Source organism: Myxococcus stipitatus DSM 14675, from assembly GCF_000331735.1.
GTDB classification, from domain to species: Bacteria; Myxococcota; Myxococcia; order Myxococcales; family Myxococcaceae; genus Myxococcus; species Myxococcus stipitatus.
The window spans coordinates 2491556-2507610 of the sequence record NC_020126.1 but is presented as its reverse complement, the minus strand read 5'-3'; the positions used below and the strand labels follow the sequence as shown (position 1 = coordinate 2507610).

The 16055-nt window shown below is 68.1% G+C and carries 15 protein-coding genes; 9 read left to right on the top strand and 6 right to left on the bottom strand.

Annotation, left to right across the window (positions count from 1 at the left end; genetic code table 11):
• Window positions 1–75: 75 nt before the first annotated feature.
• From MYSTI_RS10095 to MYSTI_RS10070, 7 genes are all read left to right on the top strand, one after another.
• Window positions 76–1068 carry a hypothetical protein gene (locus MYSTI_RS10095; RefSeq protein ID WP_015347645.1) on the top strand — a complete coding sequence of 331 codons (993 nt, stop codon included), beginning with the start codon at window positions 76–78 and terminating at the stop codon, window positions 1066–1068.
• A 40-nt stretch (window positions 1069–1108) separates the two neighbouring features.
• Window positions 1109–1795 (top strand): SDR family oxidoreductase, encoded by a 687-nt coding sequence (locus tag MYSTI_RS10090; protein ID WP_015347644.1) that lies wholly within the window; start codon window positions 1109–1111, stop codon window positions 1793–1795.
• 52 nt (window positions 1796–1847) lie between these two features.
• Entirely contained in the window at window positions 1848–3131 is a 1284-nt protein-coding gene (locus MYSTI_RS10085) for a radical SAM protein (protein ID WP_015347643.1), read from the top strand.
• A complete protein-coding gene (locus tag MYSTI_RS10080; RefSeq protein ID WP_015347642.1) occupies window positions 3128–4099 on the top strand; it encodes a PLP-dependent aminotransferase family protein in 972 nt (323 codons plus the stop codon). Before MYSTI_RS10085 ends, MYSTI_RS10080 begins: the two co-directional genes overlap by 4 nt.
• A gap of 391 nt (window positions 4100–4490) precedes the next feature.
• Window positions 4491–4652 (top strand): hypothetical protein, encoded by a 162-nt coding sequence (locus tag MYSTI_RS43740; RefSeq protein WP_169558621.1) that lies wholly within the window; start codon window positions 4491–4493, stop codon window positions 4650–4652.
• 40 nt (window positions 4653–4692) lie between these two features.
• Window positions 4693–5727: a pentapeptide repeat-containing protein gene (locus MYSTI_RS40615; protein WP_015347640.1), complete on the top strand. Its 1035-nt coding sequence runs from the start codon at window positions 4693–4695 to the stop codon at window positions 5725–5727.
• A 16-nt stretch (window positions 5728–5743) separates the two neighbouring features.
• Complete coding sequence (locus MYSTI_RS10070) at window positions 5744–6685, top strand: hypothetical protein (protein ID WP_015347639.1); 942 nt, start codon at window positions 5744–5746, stop codon at window positions 6683–6685.
• A 75-nt stretch (window positions 6686–6760) separates the two neighbouring features.
• Here MYSTI_RS10070 and MYSTI_RS10065 read toward each other — a convergent pair whose 3' ends face one another.
• From MYSTI_RS10065 to MYSTI_RS10050, 4 genes are all read right to left on the bottom strand, one after another.
• Window positions 6761–7522 (bottom strand): hypothetical protein, encoded by a 762-nt coding sequence (locus tag MYSTI_RS10065; RefSeq protein WP_015347638.1) that lies wholly within the window; start codon window positions 7520–7522, stop codon window positions 6761–6763.
• Between the two features lie 126 nt (window positions 7523–7648).
• Complete coding sequence (locus tag MYSTI_RS10060; RefSeq protein WP_015347637.1) at window positions 7649–7957, bottom strand: c-type cytochrome; 309 nt, start codon at window positions 7955–7957, stop codon at window positions 7649–7651.
• Window positions 7958–8033: 76 nt separating this feature from the next.
• A complete protein-coding gene (locus MYSTI_RS10055) occupies window positions 8034–9221 on the bottom strand; it encodes an efflux RND transporter periplasmic adaptor subunit (protein WP_015347636.1) in 1188 nt (395 codons plus the stop codon).
• Window positions 9218–12385, bottom strand: a complete 3168-nt coding sequence (locus MYSTI_RS10050; RefSeq protein WP_015347635.1) for an efflux RND transporter permease subunit — start codon at window positions 12383–12385, stop codon at window positions 9218–9220. The genes MYSTI_RS10055 and MYSTI_RS10050 overlap by 4 nt, the downstream gene beginning before the upstream one ends.
• 110 nt (window positions 12386–12495) lie before the next feature.
• Between MYSTI_RS10050 and MYSTI_RS10045 the strand changes: the two genes are divergently transcribed.
• Together MYSTI_RS10045 and MYSTI_RS10040 are read left to right on the top strand one after the other, a co-directional pair.
• Window positions 12496–13062 (top strand): hypothetical protein, encoded by a 567-nt coding sequence (locus MYSTI_RS10045; RefSeq protein ID WP_015347634.1) that lies wholly within the window; start codon window positions 12496–12498, stop codon window positions 13060–13062.
• Between the two features lie 30 nt (window positions 13063–13092).
• A complete protein-coding gene (locus MYSTI_RS10040; RefSeq protein ID WP_015347633.1) occupies window positions 13093–14643 on the top strand; it encodes a GMC family oxidoreductase N-terminal domain-containing protein in 1551 nt (516 codons plus the stop codon).
• A 7-nt stretch (window positions 14644–14650) separates the two neighbouring features.
• On the opposite strand, the gene MYSTI_RS10035 is transcribed toward MYSTI_RS10040, so the two are convergent.
• Together MYSTI_RS10035 and MYSTI_RS10030 are read right to left on the bottom strand one after the other, a co-directional pair.
• Window positions 14651–15535, bottom strand: a complete 885-nt coding sequence (locus MYSTI_RS10035; protein ID WP_015347632.1) for an EamA family transporter — start codon at window positions 15533–15535, stop codon at window positions 14651–14653.
• Window positions 15535–16029, bottom strand: coding sequence for an NUDIX hydrolase (locus MYSTI_RS10030; RefSeq protein ID WP_015347631.1), 495 nt, complete (start codon window positions 16027–16029; stop codon window positions 15535–15537). Before MYSTI_RS10030 ends, MYSTI_RS10035 begins: the two co-directional genes overlap by 1 nt.
• Window positions 16030–16055 lie beyond the last annotated feature (26 nt).

Below are 16055 nucleotides of genomic sequence, written 5' to 3'. Positions count from 1 at the left end.
TCGGCGATGCGCGCGGCCCTCGGTCTGGCGGGGCCCGGGTTGACATAGTGTAATCTAGACACCAACATCAATCCCATGAACGCACGGACGCCCACCTGCCTGTTCCGCCGCGAGTACGAGCCCGCCGCACTGCTCGCGGCCCATCCGCCGGTCCAGCGTCATCCGCACAAGCAGTGGGTCTTCGAGCAGGCGTGCCCCCCTGGGGCCATTCACACAGGGCGCGTCGAGCTGACGCGCTGGAAGGCCGCGCCGCTGCCCGCCACCGTGTCGCTCGCCGAGACGCAGTGCCTCGCGGTGCCAGGGACGTACGACTACAGCGGAGACGACGCCGGGGTGTGGCACGTGAACTTCGCGGACCCGCAGCTCTTCGTGGCCTATGGCTCGGGACTGCTCGCCCAGGATGAGCTCCAGGCCGCGGAGCATCCGGTGCTCGGGGCCTTGAGGGAAGCGCTCCTCGCGGAAGGCGTGCCCGCGAAGACCGAGGAGCCAGGTGCCGCGACCCCGGTCCTCATCCTGGGGGCGGAGCGGCGATGCGCCATCGCGACGGCGCCGGACCGGGCCGCGAGCCGCCCGTTCGGCCTCTATGGCAATCGCTTCGCCGCCGCGCCCTTGAAGACGCTGAGCACGGCGGTTCAGGTGCTGCGGCCTCCCACCCGGACCAACCTCATCGCCATCGCCGCGCCCACGGGCCACCGCGGCCCCTACTTCCGCCATCAGCTCGAGCAGGTGCTCGTCACCGCGTACACGGGCTTCGCCGCCGCCGGGTGGGAGTCACGGCGGCACTGGCCGGCCCAGCCCGTGGAGGTCCGCACCGGGTTCTGGGGGTGTGGTGCCTTCGGAGGCAATCGCCACGCGATGACACTCCTCCAGCTCCTCGCGGCCCGACTCGCGGGCATCGACCGCGTGCGGTTCTACACCTTCGACCTCGCGGGAGAGGCCGCCTACCAGGCAGGCGCTGATGACCTCGACACGGTCCTCGCGGCGGGCGCTCCGGGGGAGCCGCTCTCCGGGCTCATCGAACGCATCGCCGACCTCGACTATGAGTGGGGTGTCAGCGACGGAACCTGAAGCCCCGGCGGCTTCGAGAACGAAAGCGAGCGAGCCCTCCATGAACGTCGTCATTTCAGGTGCGAACCGGGGTATCGGACTCGAGCTCGTGCGTCAGTGCCTCCAGCGAGGCGACGAGGTCCATGCGGGAGTCCGGGCTCCCGAACGTGCAAGCGAGCTCGCCGCGCTCGCGCAAGGCGCCCACGGACCGCTCCACCTCCACGCGCTGGACGTCACCGATGAGGCCAGCGTGCGAGCCTTCGCCGCGGCGATTCCCGGCCCCGTCCACCTGCTCATCAACAACGCGGGCGTGCGCAGTCGACCGGACGACCTCGCGGGCCTCGACAGCGACGACCTCACCCGCACCTTCCAGGTGAACGCGGTGGCGGCGCTGCGGATGACGCTGCTCCTGCGGCCTCAGCTGCGCGCGGCGGGGGGCGCGAAGGTGGCGAACCTCAGCTCGAACCTCGGCTCCATCGCGGACAACAGCTGGGGCGGTGCCTACGGCTACCGGATGTCCAAGGCGGCGCTGAACATGGCCACGCGCTCGCTGGGCTACGACTTGAAGGAGGACGGCATCCTCGCCTTCGCCCTCAGCCCAGGCTGGGTCCGCACGGACATGGGTGGCAGCGAGGCGCCCACGGCCGTCGACTTGTCAGTCTCGGGATTGCTCTCCGTCCTCGGCCGCCTGGGTGCCGAGGACACGGGGGGCTTCTTCGACTTCGAAGGCAAGCGTCTCCCCTGGTGAGCCTTGGTGTCCAGTTGACACGAAGATGAGAGATTGGGAGAGTTGATTCATCATGGATACCGCCTTCGTCGCCTTCATCCCGCTCTCGAACTGGCTGCGCGGCTTCGACCGGTACCGCATGAAGTACTCGAAGGCCTCCATCGCGGAGTCGACCTTCCCCGACGCGTTCTACATGTTGCGGGAGGACGAGCCCTGGACGCCCGGGCTCGAGAAGGCGCGGCGGCTGGTGGCGAAGCTGGGCCGCGCGAAGGACCGCATCGTCGCGTTGCGAGCGAAGCTGCCGACCGCGGGCGCGCCGGCGATGCGCCCCAACGACACGACGGGCACCGGCATCGGCTGGCGCTGGCCCTCCCCCGAGGTCCCCCTGAGCGGGGTCGCCTGGGTGGGCGAGGACGGCACGCTGAAGCCGACGTTCCACGAGGAAGTCACGGCCCAGGCCTTCCTGCTCGATGACACGGGGCTCGCGGCCTGGGAGGACTGTCGACCGCGCACGTTCTCGGTGCTCCCGGTGGCGAAAGCCTGTCAGGCGAAGTGTGCGTTCTGTTTCTCGAAGGCCAGTGCCTCGGACCTCGCGCGGCAGCGCAGTGTCTCGCTCGACGTGCAGTTGCGCTGGGCGGACCTCGCGAAGGCCCGAGGCGCCGAGCGCGCCGTCATCACGGGAGGCGGCGAGCCGACCCTGCTGCCTCCGAAGCAACTGCAAGCCCTGGTTCAGGGTCTCGCCGAGCGCTTCGAGAAGACGCTCCTCATCACCAATGGTGCGCGGCTCGACGCGGAGCAGGTGCGGGCCTTGCGGGACGCGGGCCTCTCGGCCCTGGCCCTCAGCCGGCACGGTGTCACGCGGGAGGACGATGCCCGCATCATGGGCATCTCCGTCGACTCGGGGGCCGTGGCCCGGGACTTTGGTCTGCGCAGTCGAGCCATCTGCGTGCTCCAGCGCGGCGGCGTCGATGACGTGGAGAAGGTGTGGGCCTATCTGGAGCGCAGCGCGCGGGAGGGGTTTCACGAGGTCTGCTTCAAGGAACTCTATGTCTCCAGCCTCTCGGAGAACCCCTGGGCGCCGAGCGCGGTGAATCGGTATTGCGAGGAGCATCAGGTGCCGCTGGCAGTGGTGCTCCGGGCCATGGAGGTGGCGGGCTTCACGAAGGTGACAGAGCTGCCCTGGGGCAGCCCGGTGTTCGAGGGGGAGGTCGCGGGCCGGGTGCTACGCGTCGCGGCGTATACGGAGCCCTCGGTGGGCTGGGAGCGGACGCATCGGCTGGTGCGCTCGTGGAACCTGATGAGTGATGGAACCTGTCTGGCATCGTTGGAAGACCCCGCATCGGAGCTGCGCTCATGAAACATGAGACATTTCTCGCACTGCGGGACGAGTGGCGGAGCAAGCGTCCCGACCTGGTCGACCTGGCGGAGCTCAATCTCTATCGAAGCCTGGGGCCTTCGTTCGAGGCCATCGCACCATCGACACATCACGAAGCACCCTATCGCTGCCATCTCGCGGAGCGGTTCCTGGCGCACCTGGGGCTCGAAGCGGGGCTCAAGGCCCGGACGCAGGTCAGTCACGGCGTGAGGCGGTCCCTGCGGGTGTTGTTCGAGTGGCTCGCGTCGCGCAAGGCCCGCGTCGCAGTCCCAGACGATGTGTATCCGGTGTACCTCCAGCTCGCGGGGGAGGCGGACGTCGACGTCGTGCGCTTCCCGGCGCGAGAGGGGCTTCCCCCGCTCGACACCTGTGATGCGCTCCTCCTCTGCGAGCCGCTCAAGCCCTGGGGCCGAACGCTCTCGAGCGAAGAGAGGGCGCGAGTGGAGGCGTGGGTTCGCGAGGCGCCAGGGCAACGGGTCCTGCTGATGGACTCCGCCTATGCGACGCCTCCGACGACGTGGACGCTCCGGCTGATGCAGGAGGAGCTCGCGTTCATCCTCGTCTCGCTCTCCAAGGGATGGCTCCTCCCCGACCATGTCGGGCTGTGCATCACGCCCTCGCGGTGGCGGGAGGATGCACGGGCCGCGTTCGCACCGCTGTCGAAGGACGAGCAGAAGCTGCGCATCGGGTATGCGGCGCTCACGGAACACGCGGCGCGGCCGAAGCAGGTCAGCGAGCTCCTATCGGAGCGGGCGCGCCTGCTGGATGCCTTCACCGCCGACCGGCCCGGGCTCCGCGCCTCCTCGTGCGTGGGCTACTTCGCCGTGTCGCAGTGCTCCTTCGAGGACCTCCTGGAGCAAGGCGTCCTCGGCGTCCCCGCCTCCGTCTTCGGTGGCCCGGAGCGGATGAGCATCCTCTCGAGCCTCTCCCGTGCCAGACATAAGTGCTGACCTGAACGGGACGCTCATGAGAATCGTACCGCTGGGGCGCTACGGGCGTATTCGCCTATGGGTGGGAGAGTGCCCGGATGCGCTCTATCCCAGTGACGGCGTGATGACCCGGAAGGTGGATGCTGGGAGCGAGTCGCCCAAGCTGACCACTGTCGGCATTGAGGTGATGAAACCCACGGGGGGACGCGCGGAGTACGGACTCCTCGGACTTGAGTGGACACACGATGGTGCGGGGTCAGAGCTTCAGTTGAACGTTCCGTGGACGAGGTTTGATGGCCTGCTGTGGAGCAGCCCTCCGGTAGAACCAGTACACGAGCCCCATGTCGGGCTGCCGCGGGAGTACGCAAGCGCGGTCCTTGAAACTCTCGAGGGGGCAGCACGAACACGCTTGATGGCAGGCGTCCTCACCGTCCGTGCCGCGGTCCACACCCCAGAAGGATCGAGCCAGAACTTCATGCGCTGGCTCGCGCTGGCCTGTGTTGGGCTGATGATGGATGGCGAATGGGACGATGCAGCACTCAGTGCATTCTTCACGGGAGTCTTCCGGCCATGAGGAAAGCGATGGAATTGCGTCGGATTCGGGTGCCCTGAGAATGGTCATCCGCTGCGAAACCGGAGATGACCTCCAGGTGGACGGAGACAGCCTTGTCGGCGCAAGGCTGGCGGGGTGCAACCTCCATCGAGCCTTGTTGGGAGGACAGGACCTCCGCCGCGCGAACCTCTCCGGCGCCAACCTTCGCTCCGCGTGGCTCGAAGGCGCGAACCTGGAAGAAGCCAGCCTGTCGCGCTCGGGACTCCCGGCATGCAACGCGGCCCGAGTCCGCTTCGTGCGAGCAGACCTCTCCGAAGCCTTCATGCGAAGCGCGGACTTCACCGGCGCGGACTTCACCGGCGCGAACTTGCGCAACGCCGAGATGGGAAGGTCCAACTTCGCGGGAGCCTGCTTCGATGATGCCGACGTGCGCGGCCTGAACCTCGCCGAGGCCCATCTCCAAGGAGCCCGCGCGAACAGCGCCACGAAATGGCCCGAGGGGTTTGAACCAGCCCCCCACGGCGTCCACGTGCGGCCCCCGGAAGAGACGATGATTGTGTCCACCAGAATCCTCCCCCTGAGCCACCTCACGCGCACTCGGCTCTGGATTGGCACGCGGCCGAACGCGCCCTACCTCGCGGAAGGAGTGGAGCGCCGGACGGTGGCCGCCGGACAAGAGCAGCCCCGGCTGACCTCTGTTGGAATCGAGATACTCCGCCCCCTGGGCGGCTTCGCGGAGTACGGACTCCTCGAGCTCTCGTGGACCCGCGACGAGACGAGGTCGGAGCTCCACCTGGAAGTGCCATGGACGGAGAGCAGAGGACCACTGTGGCGCATCCCCCCTCTGGGAGGGATGGACTCAGCACATATCGGCCTGCCGAAGGAGGTCGCGGCCGCGGTCCTCGAGGGACTCGACAGCGGGGCGCGAGCGCGCCTGTCGGGAGGTGTGCTCACCGTCAGCGCAGCGGTCCGGAGCCCGGTGGGAACCAACCCGCACGTCATGCGCCAACTGGGACGCGCCTGCGTCGAGCTGATGCTGGCTGGAGACCAGGTCGACGCAAGCCTCGGGGCCTCGCTCAAGGAGCGCTTCCGCTGAGAATAGACTGTGCGCCATGGACGAGCTGCTCAAGAAGCTTCACGCCAAGGCGGGAACAGACCTCCTCTCCCTCCTGTCCCGGAAGCTCTCCGGCTCGGAGCTGGGCTCGCTGCTCCTCGCGGTGTTCGATGAGCGCGTCAAGGGGATGACCGCCGCGAACCTGCTGCAAGCCCACCAGCAGAACCGCTTCGTCCACCCCGCCACCCTCGACGTCCTCCACTTCAAGTCGAAAGAACTGGAGCTGCTCACCCGGCTCGCGGAGCGCGGCTTCGAGCCCCTGGAGCTCTCCCCTGTCTCCGCATTGGGGACCAGCTCCGTCCTGGGAACCGTGAGCCAGAAGAAGGTCCTCAGCGCCACCCGAGGCACCGAGGTCCTCTCCGACGCCACCAACGTCATGGCGCTCCACTACGCCATGGGCCGGAAGAACGGCACGCGGACCGCCCCGCTCGTGAAGTTCTGCGCAACCCCTCGCCACCTCCGCACGCCTGCCTTCACGACTCCCGGCTTCACACCGCACTTCGCGGTCGCATGCCTTGTGACGGCAGGTCGGGACAGCGGCGACTTCGCGTTCGAAAAGGCAGCCTTCACGGACCACCTTCAGTCGCAACGCCAGCTCCTGAAGGACCTCTTCCAGGTGGAGCTCAAGTCCATCAAGCTCCAGCAACGGCGAGGCTCGCCCTCGGCCGAAGCGCTGTTCACCGCGCTCCACGACCACTTGCGCCCCCACTTCTCCGTGCAGGCGGACACCACCCCGGCGGAGAACAACTACTACCAGGGCGTCCAATACAAGGGCGTCATCGAAGTCGCGGGGAAGGACATCGAGCTCATCGACGGCGGCTTCGTCGATTGGACGCAGCAACTCCTCGCGAACAAGAAGGAGCGCTTCCTCATCTCGGGCCTCGGCCTGGAGTATCTCACCCGGCTCGTACCACCCCAGACGTCACACCCGCGCAGGTGAGCTCGAGCCCAGGAGGCGAACTCACACCGCACAACGACTCACGGCCTGTCTCCAGGCCGTGAGCCCTTCAGCGAATCACTCGGAGTAGCTGTAGCTGTAGACCAGGTGCCAGTGACGGTTGTAGACGCGCTGCACGGTGAACCAGCCGCTGTGGCAGCTGCCCGTGTTGCTCGCGCTGTAGCCGTACACGAAGCCGTTGATGGTGTGGGCGTTCAGCGTCGGCGTGCCCGGGTTCTCGCACGGCCCGGTGACGCGCACGTCCTGGTACGCGGCCTCGGCGTAGACTTCCTCCTGGCCCTCGAAGTCATAGAGCGAGTGGACGCGAACGCCCGCGACGGAGCCGATGATGGCGGCCTGCTGCGCATCCGTCAGCGTCCAGGAGTTCTGGAGGTGAGCCAGCGTCGTGGCCTCGTTCGTCACCGAGCCCACCAGGCGGTGGACCGCGCCGTTCGAGTCATTGAGCGCCGTCCGGATGGCCGCGATGCCCGCGGTGCCCTGGTACACGGAGCTGTCGCCCCACGTGAAGCTCAGGGCCTTGCCCGCCGTGTACGTGCTGAGCGTGCACGTCGCGCCCGGGGCCACCGACTCCACCAGGATGATCTTGCGCAGGCGGTACTCGGGGTTCAGGAGCGCGATACACTCATTGCCCGCGACACCGTCGTAGTTCGCCGCCGGCAGCACGGCCTCGACCATGTTGTAGATGCGGAAGTTGGGGTCTACGACTTCCTGCGCGGCGGTCTCGACGGGGGCATTGCCAGCCTCGGGCTCACCGCCGGCACAGCCGAACGCGATGGATGAAGCAACGAGAAGGGAAGAAAGGCGGAGGGAGATGTTCATGGGCGCGGAACCTAGCACACATGATTCGCTCAATCACAATCATGCTTGTACGATTCCGCACCCATCACTCCTTCGCCCCCGCTACACGACATGTGTCACGAACGCGTCACCGGGAGGACCACGTCGTTACTTCTGCGACATGATCCATTTCACCAGCGCACGGGCCTCCGCATCGGAGACCTCTTTGTTCGCTGGCATTGGAACAATCCCCCAGACGCCGCTGCTCCCCTTCAGCACCCGCTGCGACAGCTTGTCTTCGGCGTCCTTCTGCTTGCCGTACTTGGCGGAAATCTCCTTGTAGGAGGGCCCCACCAGCCGCGCCGACGCGGAATGACACGTCGAGCAGTTCTTGGCCTTGGACAGGGCCTCACTCGCCAGTGCTCCGTTGGACACCAGCACCGTCGCGGCAACACACATCCACAGCAAACGCTTCATCTCAGTCTCCAATCAGCACAGTCTCTCAGTGGCATCTGACACAACGGTTCGACACAACGTCTGGAGTCGGACGTATCTACAGGGCGGCATGCCCCTGGGCCACACGCACCACGCTCCCATCCCCCAACGTATCCGGTGGGCTCAACACCACGCGGTCCGCCTCCGACACACCCTCCAACACCTCGACTTGTGAGCCCAGGTCTCGCCCCAGCACCACCACGCGCTGCTGGACGGCGTTCGCCGCGTCCACCACCAGCAAGGTCATCCCCTCGCGTCGCGCGGCCAGCGCACTCGCGGGCACGAGCAACGGAGGCACGTCCCGCTCGATGAGCAGCCGGACGCGGACGAAGGCCCCCGCGAACAGTCCGTGCTCGTTGGTGAGCTGCACCTCCGTGAGCAGCGTCCGGGTCCCCGGGTCCAACACCCCGGAGGTCCGCACGACGCGCCCCGGGAGCGCCCGCGCGGGCGCATCCAGCGTGGTGATGCGGGCCTCCAGTCCGGGGCGGATGTCGCTCGCGAGCGACTGCGGCACCTCCACGTAGACCTTGAGCGCGTGCGTCTGGGCCATCTCGAAGAGGCTCGTCACTCCGGTGGTGCTCCCCGCGGTGACCAGCGCCCCCGGGTCCACGTTGCGGCGGACGATGAGCCCCTCGAAGGGGGCCACCACGCGCCGGTAGGCATACAGGGCCTCCAGCCGCTCCACCTCCGCCTTCGCGCCCTTCAGCGCGGCCTCCGCGGTGTTCGCCCGCGCCCGAGCCTCCTCGGAGACCTCGTGGCTGACGTTCCCCTCCCGCGCGAGCGTCTGGTTGCGCTCCGCGGACGCCCGCGCGAACTCGAGGTTCCGCTCCGTCTCGTCCAGGCGGGCCCGCGCCCGGTGGCACTCGGCCTGGAGCTCGGGCGCCTCGATTTCGGCGAGGAGCTGGCCCGCGCGAACCTTGTCACCGAGCTCGACGTGGATGCGCCCCACGAAGCCGCTGAGGCGCGCGTGCAACGAGGCTCGCTGGAGGGGGAGCACCGTGCCCGGCAGCGTGAGCTCCGCCTTCGGTGTGGCCCGGCGCACGGCCACCGTGGCCACCAGCGGCGGCTGACGGGACTCCTCCGCGCGCCGGTCCAACGCCCGCGCCCGCTCCAGCCGAGGCACCACGCCCAGGCCCAGCAGCACCAGCAGCGCCGCGCCCAGTCCCCACACCCATCCCCTGCCCTGCGTCCCTGCGGATGGAGCCCGAGGCTCCGTCTCATTCGTATCGGGGGCTTGCGGCTTCACGCGGTCACCGAGGGCTCGAGTGCGGACGCAGCCACGCGGACATCCCGCCGCGCCTGCATCAGGCTGTAGACCACTGGAACGAAGAACAAGGTCGCGACCGTGGCGCCCACGAGTCCGCCGATGACAGCGCAGCCCAGCGCCGCGTTCTGTTCTCCACCTTCGCTCAGACCCAGGGACATGGGGAGCATGCCCAGCCCCATGGCCAGCGCCGTCATCAGCACGGGGCGCACACGCACCCGCCCCGCCTCCAGCGCCGCCTCCCGCGCGCTGGCGCCCCTCATCCGCTGCTCGTTGGCGAAGGACACCACGAGCACGGAGTTCGCCGTCGCCACCCCCACGCTCATGATGGCCCCCATCAACGACGGGATGCTGAAGGACGTCTGGGTGACGAAGAGCGCCACCACCATGCCCACCACGGCGCCGGGCAGCGCGGTGATGATGATGAAGGGGTCCAGCCACGACTGGAAGTTGACGACCATCAGCGCGTAGACGAGCACCGCCGCGAAGAGCAGCCCCCAGAGCAGCCGCTCGAAGCTCGTGCGCATGCTGTCCACCTGCCCTCGCACCTGGATGCGAGCCCCCGGAGGCAGCTCGGCCCGGTAGCGCTCCACCACCTGCTCCAGCCTCGAGGACACGCTGCCCAGGTCCGAGTCCTGGACATCCGCGCGGATGTTGAAGGTGGGCTGGATGTCCACGTGGCTGATGAAGACCGGGGTCTGCGCGCGCTGCACCCGAGCGAAGTCTCCCAACAGCTGGGCGCCCTCGCGCGTGGGCAGCGCCATCCGCGTCAGGTCCTCCACCGAGCCCACGCGCGACTCCGGCACCCGCACCGACACGGGGTAGCTGTTGCCCGTCTTCGGGTCGCTCCAGAAGCTGGGGCTCACCTGGGAGCTGGAGGACACGGTGAGCAGCATGTTGTTGGCCACATCCCGCTGCGTGAGGCCCACGGCGCTGGAGCGCACCCGGTCCACGTCGAAGTGCAGGCGGGGCGCGTTCATCACCTGGAACAGCCGCACGTCCACCGCGCCGCGCACCTGGCGCAGCTCCGCCTCCAGCTTCCGCGCGATGGCGTAGGTGGCCTCGCGCTGCGAGCCGGAGATCTGCACGTCGATGGGCGACGGCAGCCCGAAGTTGAGGATCTGCGTCACGATGTCCGCGGGCTGGAAATAGAACCCCAGCTCCGGGAACCGAGGCGGGAGCTGCTCGCGGAGCAGCCGCACGTACTCATCCGTCCGACGCTTTCGCGACGGGGACAGGACGACGAGGACCTCGCCGTCCGCGCTGCTCACGTTGGACGTATCGGTCAGCGCCAGGTTGTAGCCGCCCGGCATGCCTATCTGGTCAATCATGCTCACCCGGTCCTCCGCCGGGATGAGCTCGCGCACGGCCTGCTCCACCAGGGACAGGTGGCGCTCCGTCTCCTCGATGCGAGTCCCCGGAGGCGCCACGACATGGAGGCGCAGCTGGCCGGAGTCCACGGTGGGGAAGAAGTCCCGGCCCACGAAGGGCATCAGCCCCAGCGCGCCCAGCATCGCCAGCGCGAAGACGACCAGGACGCGGCGAGGATGGGCGAGCGCCCCCTGGAGTCCCGCCACATATCGCTCCCGGAAGTGGAGGAAGCCCGCATCGAAGCGGTGGTGCAGCCGCGCGAACAGGCCCGTCGCGGGCTGGCCGTGCCGCGCCACCTCCGCGCGCAGCAGGAACTGCACGAGCGTGGGCACCAGCGTGCGCGACAGGACATACGAGGCCATCACGGCCAGCCCCACCGCCAGCCCCATGGGGAGGAAGAGGTAGCGGGCCGGTCCCTCCAGGAAGAGCACGGAGATGAAGACGATGCCGATGGAGAGCGACGCGACGAACGCGGGCACGGCGATCTGCTCCGCGCCATCCAGGATGGCCTGCGTGAGGGGCTTTCCCATCGCGAGGTTGCGGTGGATGTTCTCCAGCTCCACCGTGGCGTCATCCACCAGGATGCCCACCGCGAGCGCCAGCCCGCCGAGCGTCATCGAGTTGAGCGAGTAGCCCAAGCCCCGCAGCATCAGTATCGCCGCCAGCACCGACAGCGGGATGGAGATGGCGATGATGAGCGTGCTGCGCCAGCTCCCGATGAACAACAGGAGCATCGTCGCGGTCAGCAGCGCCGCGATCACTCCCTCCACGAGCAGCCCGTGGATGGCCGTCGTCACGAACGAGGACTGGTCCGCGAGCAGCCGCACCTTCAGCCCCTCCGGCGCGGCGGCCTGGAGCGTGGGCACCAGCTCCCGCACGCGACGGGCGACCTCCAGCGTGGACGCCTCGCCCGTCTTCATCACGGACAGGATGATGGAGCGACGCCCCTCCTCGCGCGCGATGTTCGTCTGCACCGCGAACCCGTCATGCACATGCGCCACGTCGCGCAGGAACACGACGCGGCCATCCCCCCGGCGGACCGGGATGTCATTGAGCGCGTCGATGCTCTCCGGGCTGCTGTTGAGCGTCACCCGGTACTCGTGCGCGCCCATCTTGATGCTCCCGGTGGGCAGCACCAGGTTCTGCGCGGAGACCGCCGAGGCGACGTCATGCGGCGACAGGCCCCGCGACTCGAGCGCCTCCAGGTCCAGGTCCACGGTGATCTGCCGGGGCTTGCCTCCCGACAGCTGGGGGATGCGCGAGCCCTGCACCGTCCCGAGCAAGGGGCGCACGCGCTGATTCACGTGGTCATAGATTTGCGACTCGGTGAGCGTCTCGCTGCTGAACGACAGCTGGAGGATGGGGACGCTGCTGGCCGAGTACCGCAGGATGATGGGCGGCGTCGTCCCGGGAGGCATCCGCTTGGTGATGGATTGAGAGGACGCGGTGACCTGCGCCAGGGCCTCCGCCACGTCAGCCCCGGGGTGTAGATACAACCGTCCGACCGAGACACCGTCGAACGACTGGCTTTCCTGTCGCGCCAGGTTGGCGACGTTGTTGGCCAGGGAGTACTCGCTGAACTGGGTGATCTGCCGCTCGATCTGCTGCGCCGGCAGTCCTTCGTATGTCCATACAACGCTGATGACCGGGAGCTCGACCTCCGGGAGGATGTCCGTGGGTGCCTCGCGGATGACATGCACGCTCACGAAGACGAGCAACAACGCAGCCACCACGAAGGTATAGGGGCGTTGGAGCGCGAGTCGGACAATCCACATAACTTCACTTCTCCTCCTGTGTTCTTTGCCATGGAAACCCCGAGCGAGGCAATGTCCCCGCCCCTTGCTTCCAAGACGAGGACTGAGGCACCATCCGCGTCGAGCCCGTCATGAAAAACGTCGTGATACCTCCCTCCTCCGATGCGGCTGTCCACGCGGATGCACAGCTGAATCGCCGCCAGATATTGCAGTGGCTGGGATTCGGCGTGGTGGCGTCCAGTTGCGGGACACTCCAACTCAAACCCACCCTTCCGCCGCCCCAGCAGGCGTCCGTCCAACTCCTCACGCCCGACCAGGCGGGGCCCCTGACGGACACCGTGATGGAGGCGCTGCGCGAGACGGCCCGCATGGTTTCACGTTTCGTGGGCATGGATGGAAAGCTCAACGAGTCGATGCTGGAGACCTACCTGCGGCTCAAGTCCGAGCAGCGTCCGTCCTATCTGGCGACCTACACGAGCTACGCCGAGCAGGTGCGGCGCCCCGCACAGCTCTCCGTCGCCTGGCTCTCCGAGCTGAAGGAGCTCCACCGGGTGAAGGTCGTCGGCGAGCTCGCCATCATGTCCCTCATCAGCGAGGGCTTCCGTGCCTTCGGCTTCGGCAACTTCAACGGCTACATGGGAGGGCTCTGGCACGCGCCACGCGAGTCGGGCTCCTTCCGCGCCTCCGACGAGCCGTAGCCCCTCTCTTCTCCGACAGGAAATCTCAACATGAGGCTGTGCATCGTCGGCAGTGGTATCGCCGCCACCGTCACCGCGCGGGCCGCGCTGGAGCGGGGCTACGAAGTGGTGATGGTCGAAGCGGGCCCCAGGACGCTCATGCGGGACGGGCGCCGCTGGCTGGACTTCGTCACCACGGGCGTGCGGCCCTACAACGCCTGTGAGGACACCCAAGGCGACGCCAACACCCGGCCCCAAGGCGTCTCCGAGCGGGACCACTACCTCATCAAAGGCAGCCGGCTGATGGCCGTGGGCGGCTCCACGCTGCACTGGAGCGGCTGGACTCCGCGCCTCCAGCCCGAGGACTTCGAGCTGCACTCGCGCACCGGCAAGGGCCTCGACTGGCCGTTCGGCTATGCCCAGTTGGAGCCCTACTACTGCCAGGCCGAGTCCCTGCTCAACGTCACCGGCCCCAACACCCCGGCGCCCTCGCACCCCACGCCCTGGCGCTCCGCGCCGTACAAGTGGGACAGCCCTCCGTACCCCGTGGAGGCGGAGCCGGTGCGCCATGGCCTGAAGTCCCTGGGCATCAGCTACGACCACATCCCCATGTCGCGCCGAGGCCCCGGCGGCGAGGGCGTGGGCGGCCCCTGCATGACGTTCGGCACGTGCCGCTACTGCCCCATGGGCGCGCGCTTCGACCCCACCCTGCTGCACGCGGAGCTGGAGGCACATCCCGGCTTCAAGCTCATCGACAACAGCCCGGTGCTCTCCGTGGACATGGTGGGCGACGTGGCCCAGGGCGTCACCTACCGCACCCCCGAGGGCGGCACCGCCACCCTCAAGGCGGACGCCGTGCTGGTGGCCGCGGGCGCGCTGGAGACGCCCAAGCTCCTGTGGCACTCGGGCTTCGACGAGAAGCGCCTGCCCACTCTCGGGCGCTACCTGCTCACCCACCCGATGCTCAAGGTGGAGGGCAAGCTGCTCAAGGCGCCTCGGGAGTTCAACGGCCGCGAGGTCCCCATGCCCGCCCTCTTCTCCCGGCACTTCGACACACCGGAGCAGCAGGCCGCCGGGAAGATGCTCTTCTCCGAGTACCCGGAGGAGCCGGACATGCAGGCCTGGGTGCGCAAGGAGAACCTGGCGCCCGGCTACATCGACTCCTTCGCGCGGGAGAGCCGGCTCAACCTCCACGGCTTCATCGAGGAGTTCCCCCAGGCGGAGAACCGGCTGCGCTTCACCGGCGCGCCGGGCGAGCGCAAGGTGGACCTGCACTACGCGGTGGACGCGGGCTTCCAGGCGCGCTGGCAGTGGATGACCGACACGCTGATGAAGGTCATGCGGGCGTCGGGCTGCGACGAGCCGGGCGTCTGGATTTCGGGGGTGATTCGCCGCGCCGACCACTCGGTGGGCACGGTGCGCTTCGGCCAGGGGCCCGAGTCGGGCGTCGTGGACGGCCAGCACCGCGTCTTCGGGACGAAGAACCTCTTCGCCCTCACCAACGGCAACTTCCCGAACAACGGCGCCATCAACCCGACGCTGACGCTCACCGCCCTCTCGCTGCGCTGGTCGCATCAGGTGCTGCCGGGCCTGAAGAAGTAGGCCCGGCCTACAGCGTGGCCTTGAGCACGGCCAGCGAGACGATGGCGACCACGGCGAACACCTCTCGCCGTGCGGGCGCCTCTTGGATGAAGGCATTGGCGAACACCAGCGAGAAGAGCGTCACCGAGTTGAGGATGGGCCAGGCGACGACTCGGTTCCCCGTCGCGAGCGCCATGACGAAGGCGACCTGATTGCCCATGGTGAACAGGCCGCGCACCATCAAGTTGAGGCGCGCCCGGCGGTCCTCCACCAGCTCGCCCATCTGGGACGTCATCAGTCCCTTCGAGCCGAAGACGAGCAGCAACACCAGGCAGACGGCGCTCCGCCAGAACATCAGGGCCGTGCTCACCTCCAGGTTGGTCGCCACGTCCGACGACTTCCCCTGGAAGAACAGCTCACCGCAGAGGCTCTGGACGATGACGGCCGCGGTGATGAAGAACGCGGGCAGCCACAGCGTCTTCTTGCTCTCCGTCATCCCTCCCGCCGCCAGCAGCGAGCAGCCGGACACGGCGAGGGCGAACAGGTACTCCGTCCAGTGTACCGTGCGCCCGGCGAGCATCAGCACCAGGGGGATGAGGACATCTCCCACCCGCGAGACGATGTTCACCCGCGCCACCGTCAGGTGCCGGAAGCCGTACGAGAAGGCGAAGGCCACCCCCTGCACGCTCGCCGCGAAGAGCGCGAGCTTGGGATTGGCATACATCGTCCAGCCCGTCTTGTTCTCCAGGGGCAACAGCGGCAGCAGCGCCGCCAGGAGCAGGAACGGGACGAAGTTGTTGGCGAAGTTGAGGACGAGGATGGACTGACGGCGCAGCCCATAGCTCAGCCGGTCGAAGACGCTGTTGCCCGAGCGCAGCAGCACCGACGTCAGCGAATAGAGGACGGTCTCCATCACGGCCGCGCGCCGCCGCCCGAGAGCGGGAACATCTGCTCCAGGCAGGGCAGCAGCTGCGGATGACAGGGCTCGTCCCGCAGGCGGCCCAGCTCCTCCGGCGCCAGGAAGAGGCCGCCGCCCACCTCCCGCTCCGAGAAGCGCATCGCCCCGTCCAAGCGGGTGCGGTACAGGAAGATGCGCCGGTGGTGCCCGTCGTCGAAGACGAACTCCGCGACGAGGGAGAGGGGGCTGTCCAGCCCCAGCTCCTCTCGCAGCTCCCGCTGGGCGGCATCCAGCGGGGCCTCGCCCGCGTCGACATGGCCTCCCGCCGAGGTGCACAGGTGGCCCGGCATGAACTTCATCTGCAGGGAGCGGCGCTGCAGGAAGACCTTGCCGTCGTGCTCCACCATCACATGCACGATGCGATGGGGGAGCTTCTGGCCGTAGACCTCTTCGCGAGACGCACGGCCCACCACCCGCCCCTGCGCATCGATGACATCCATCTGTTCCATGCCGCGGATACCCTCGTGACAGCCAG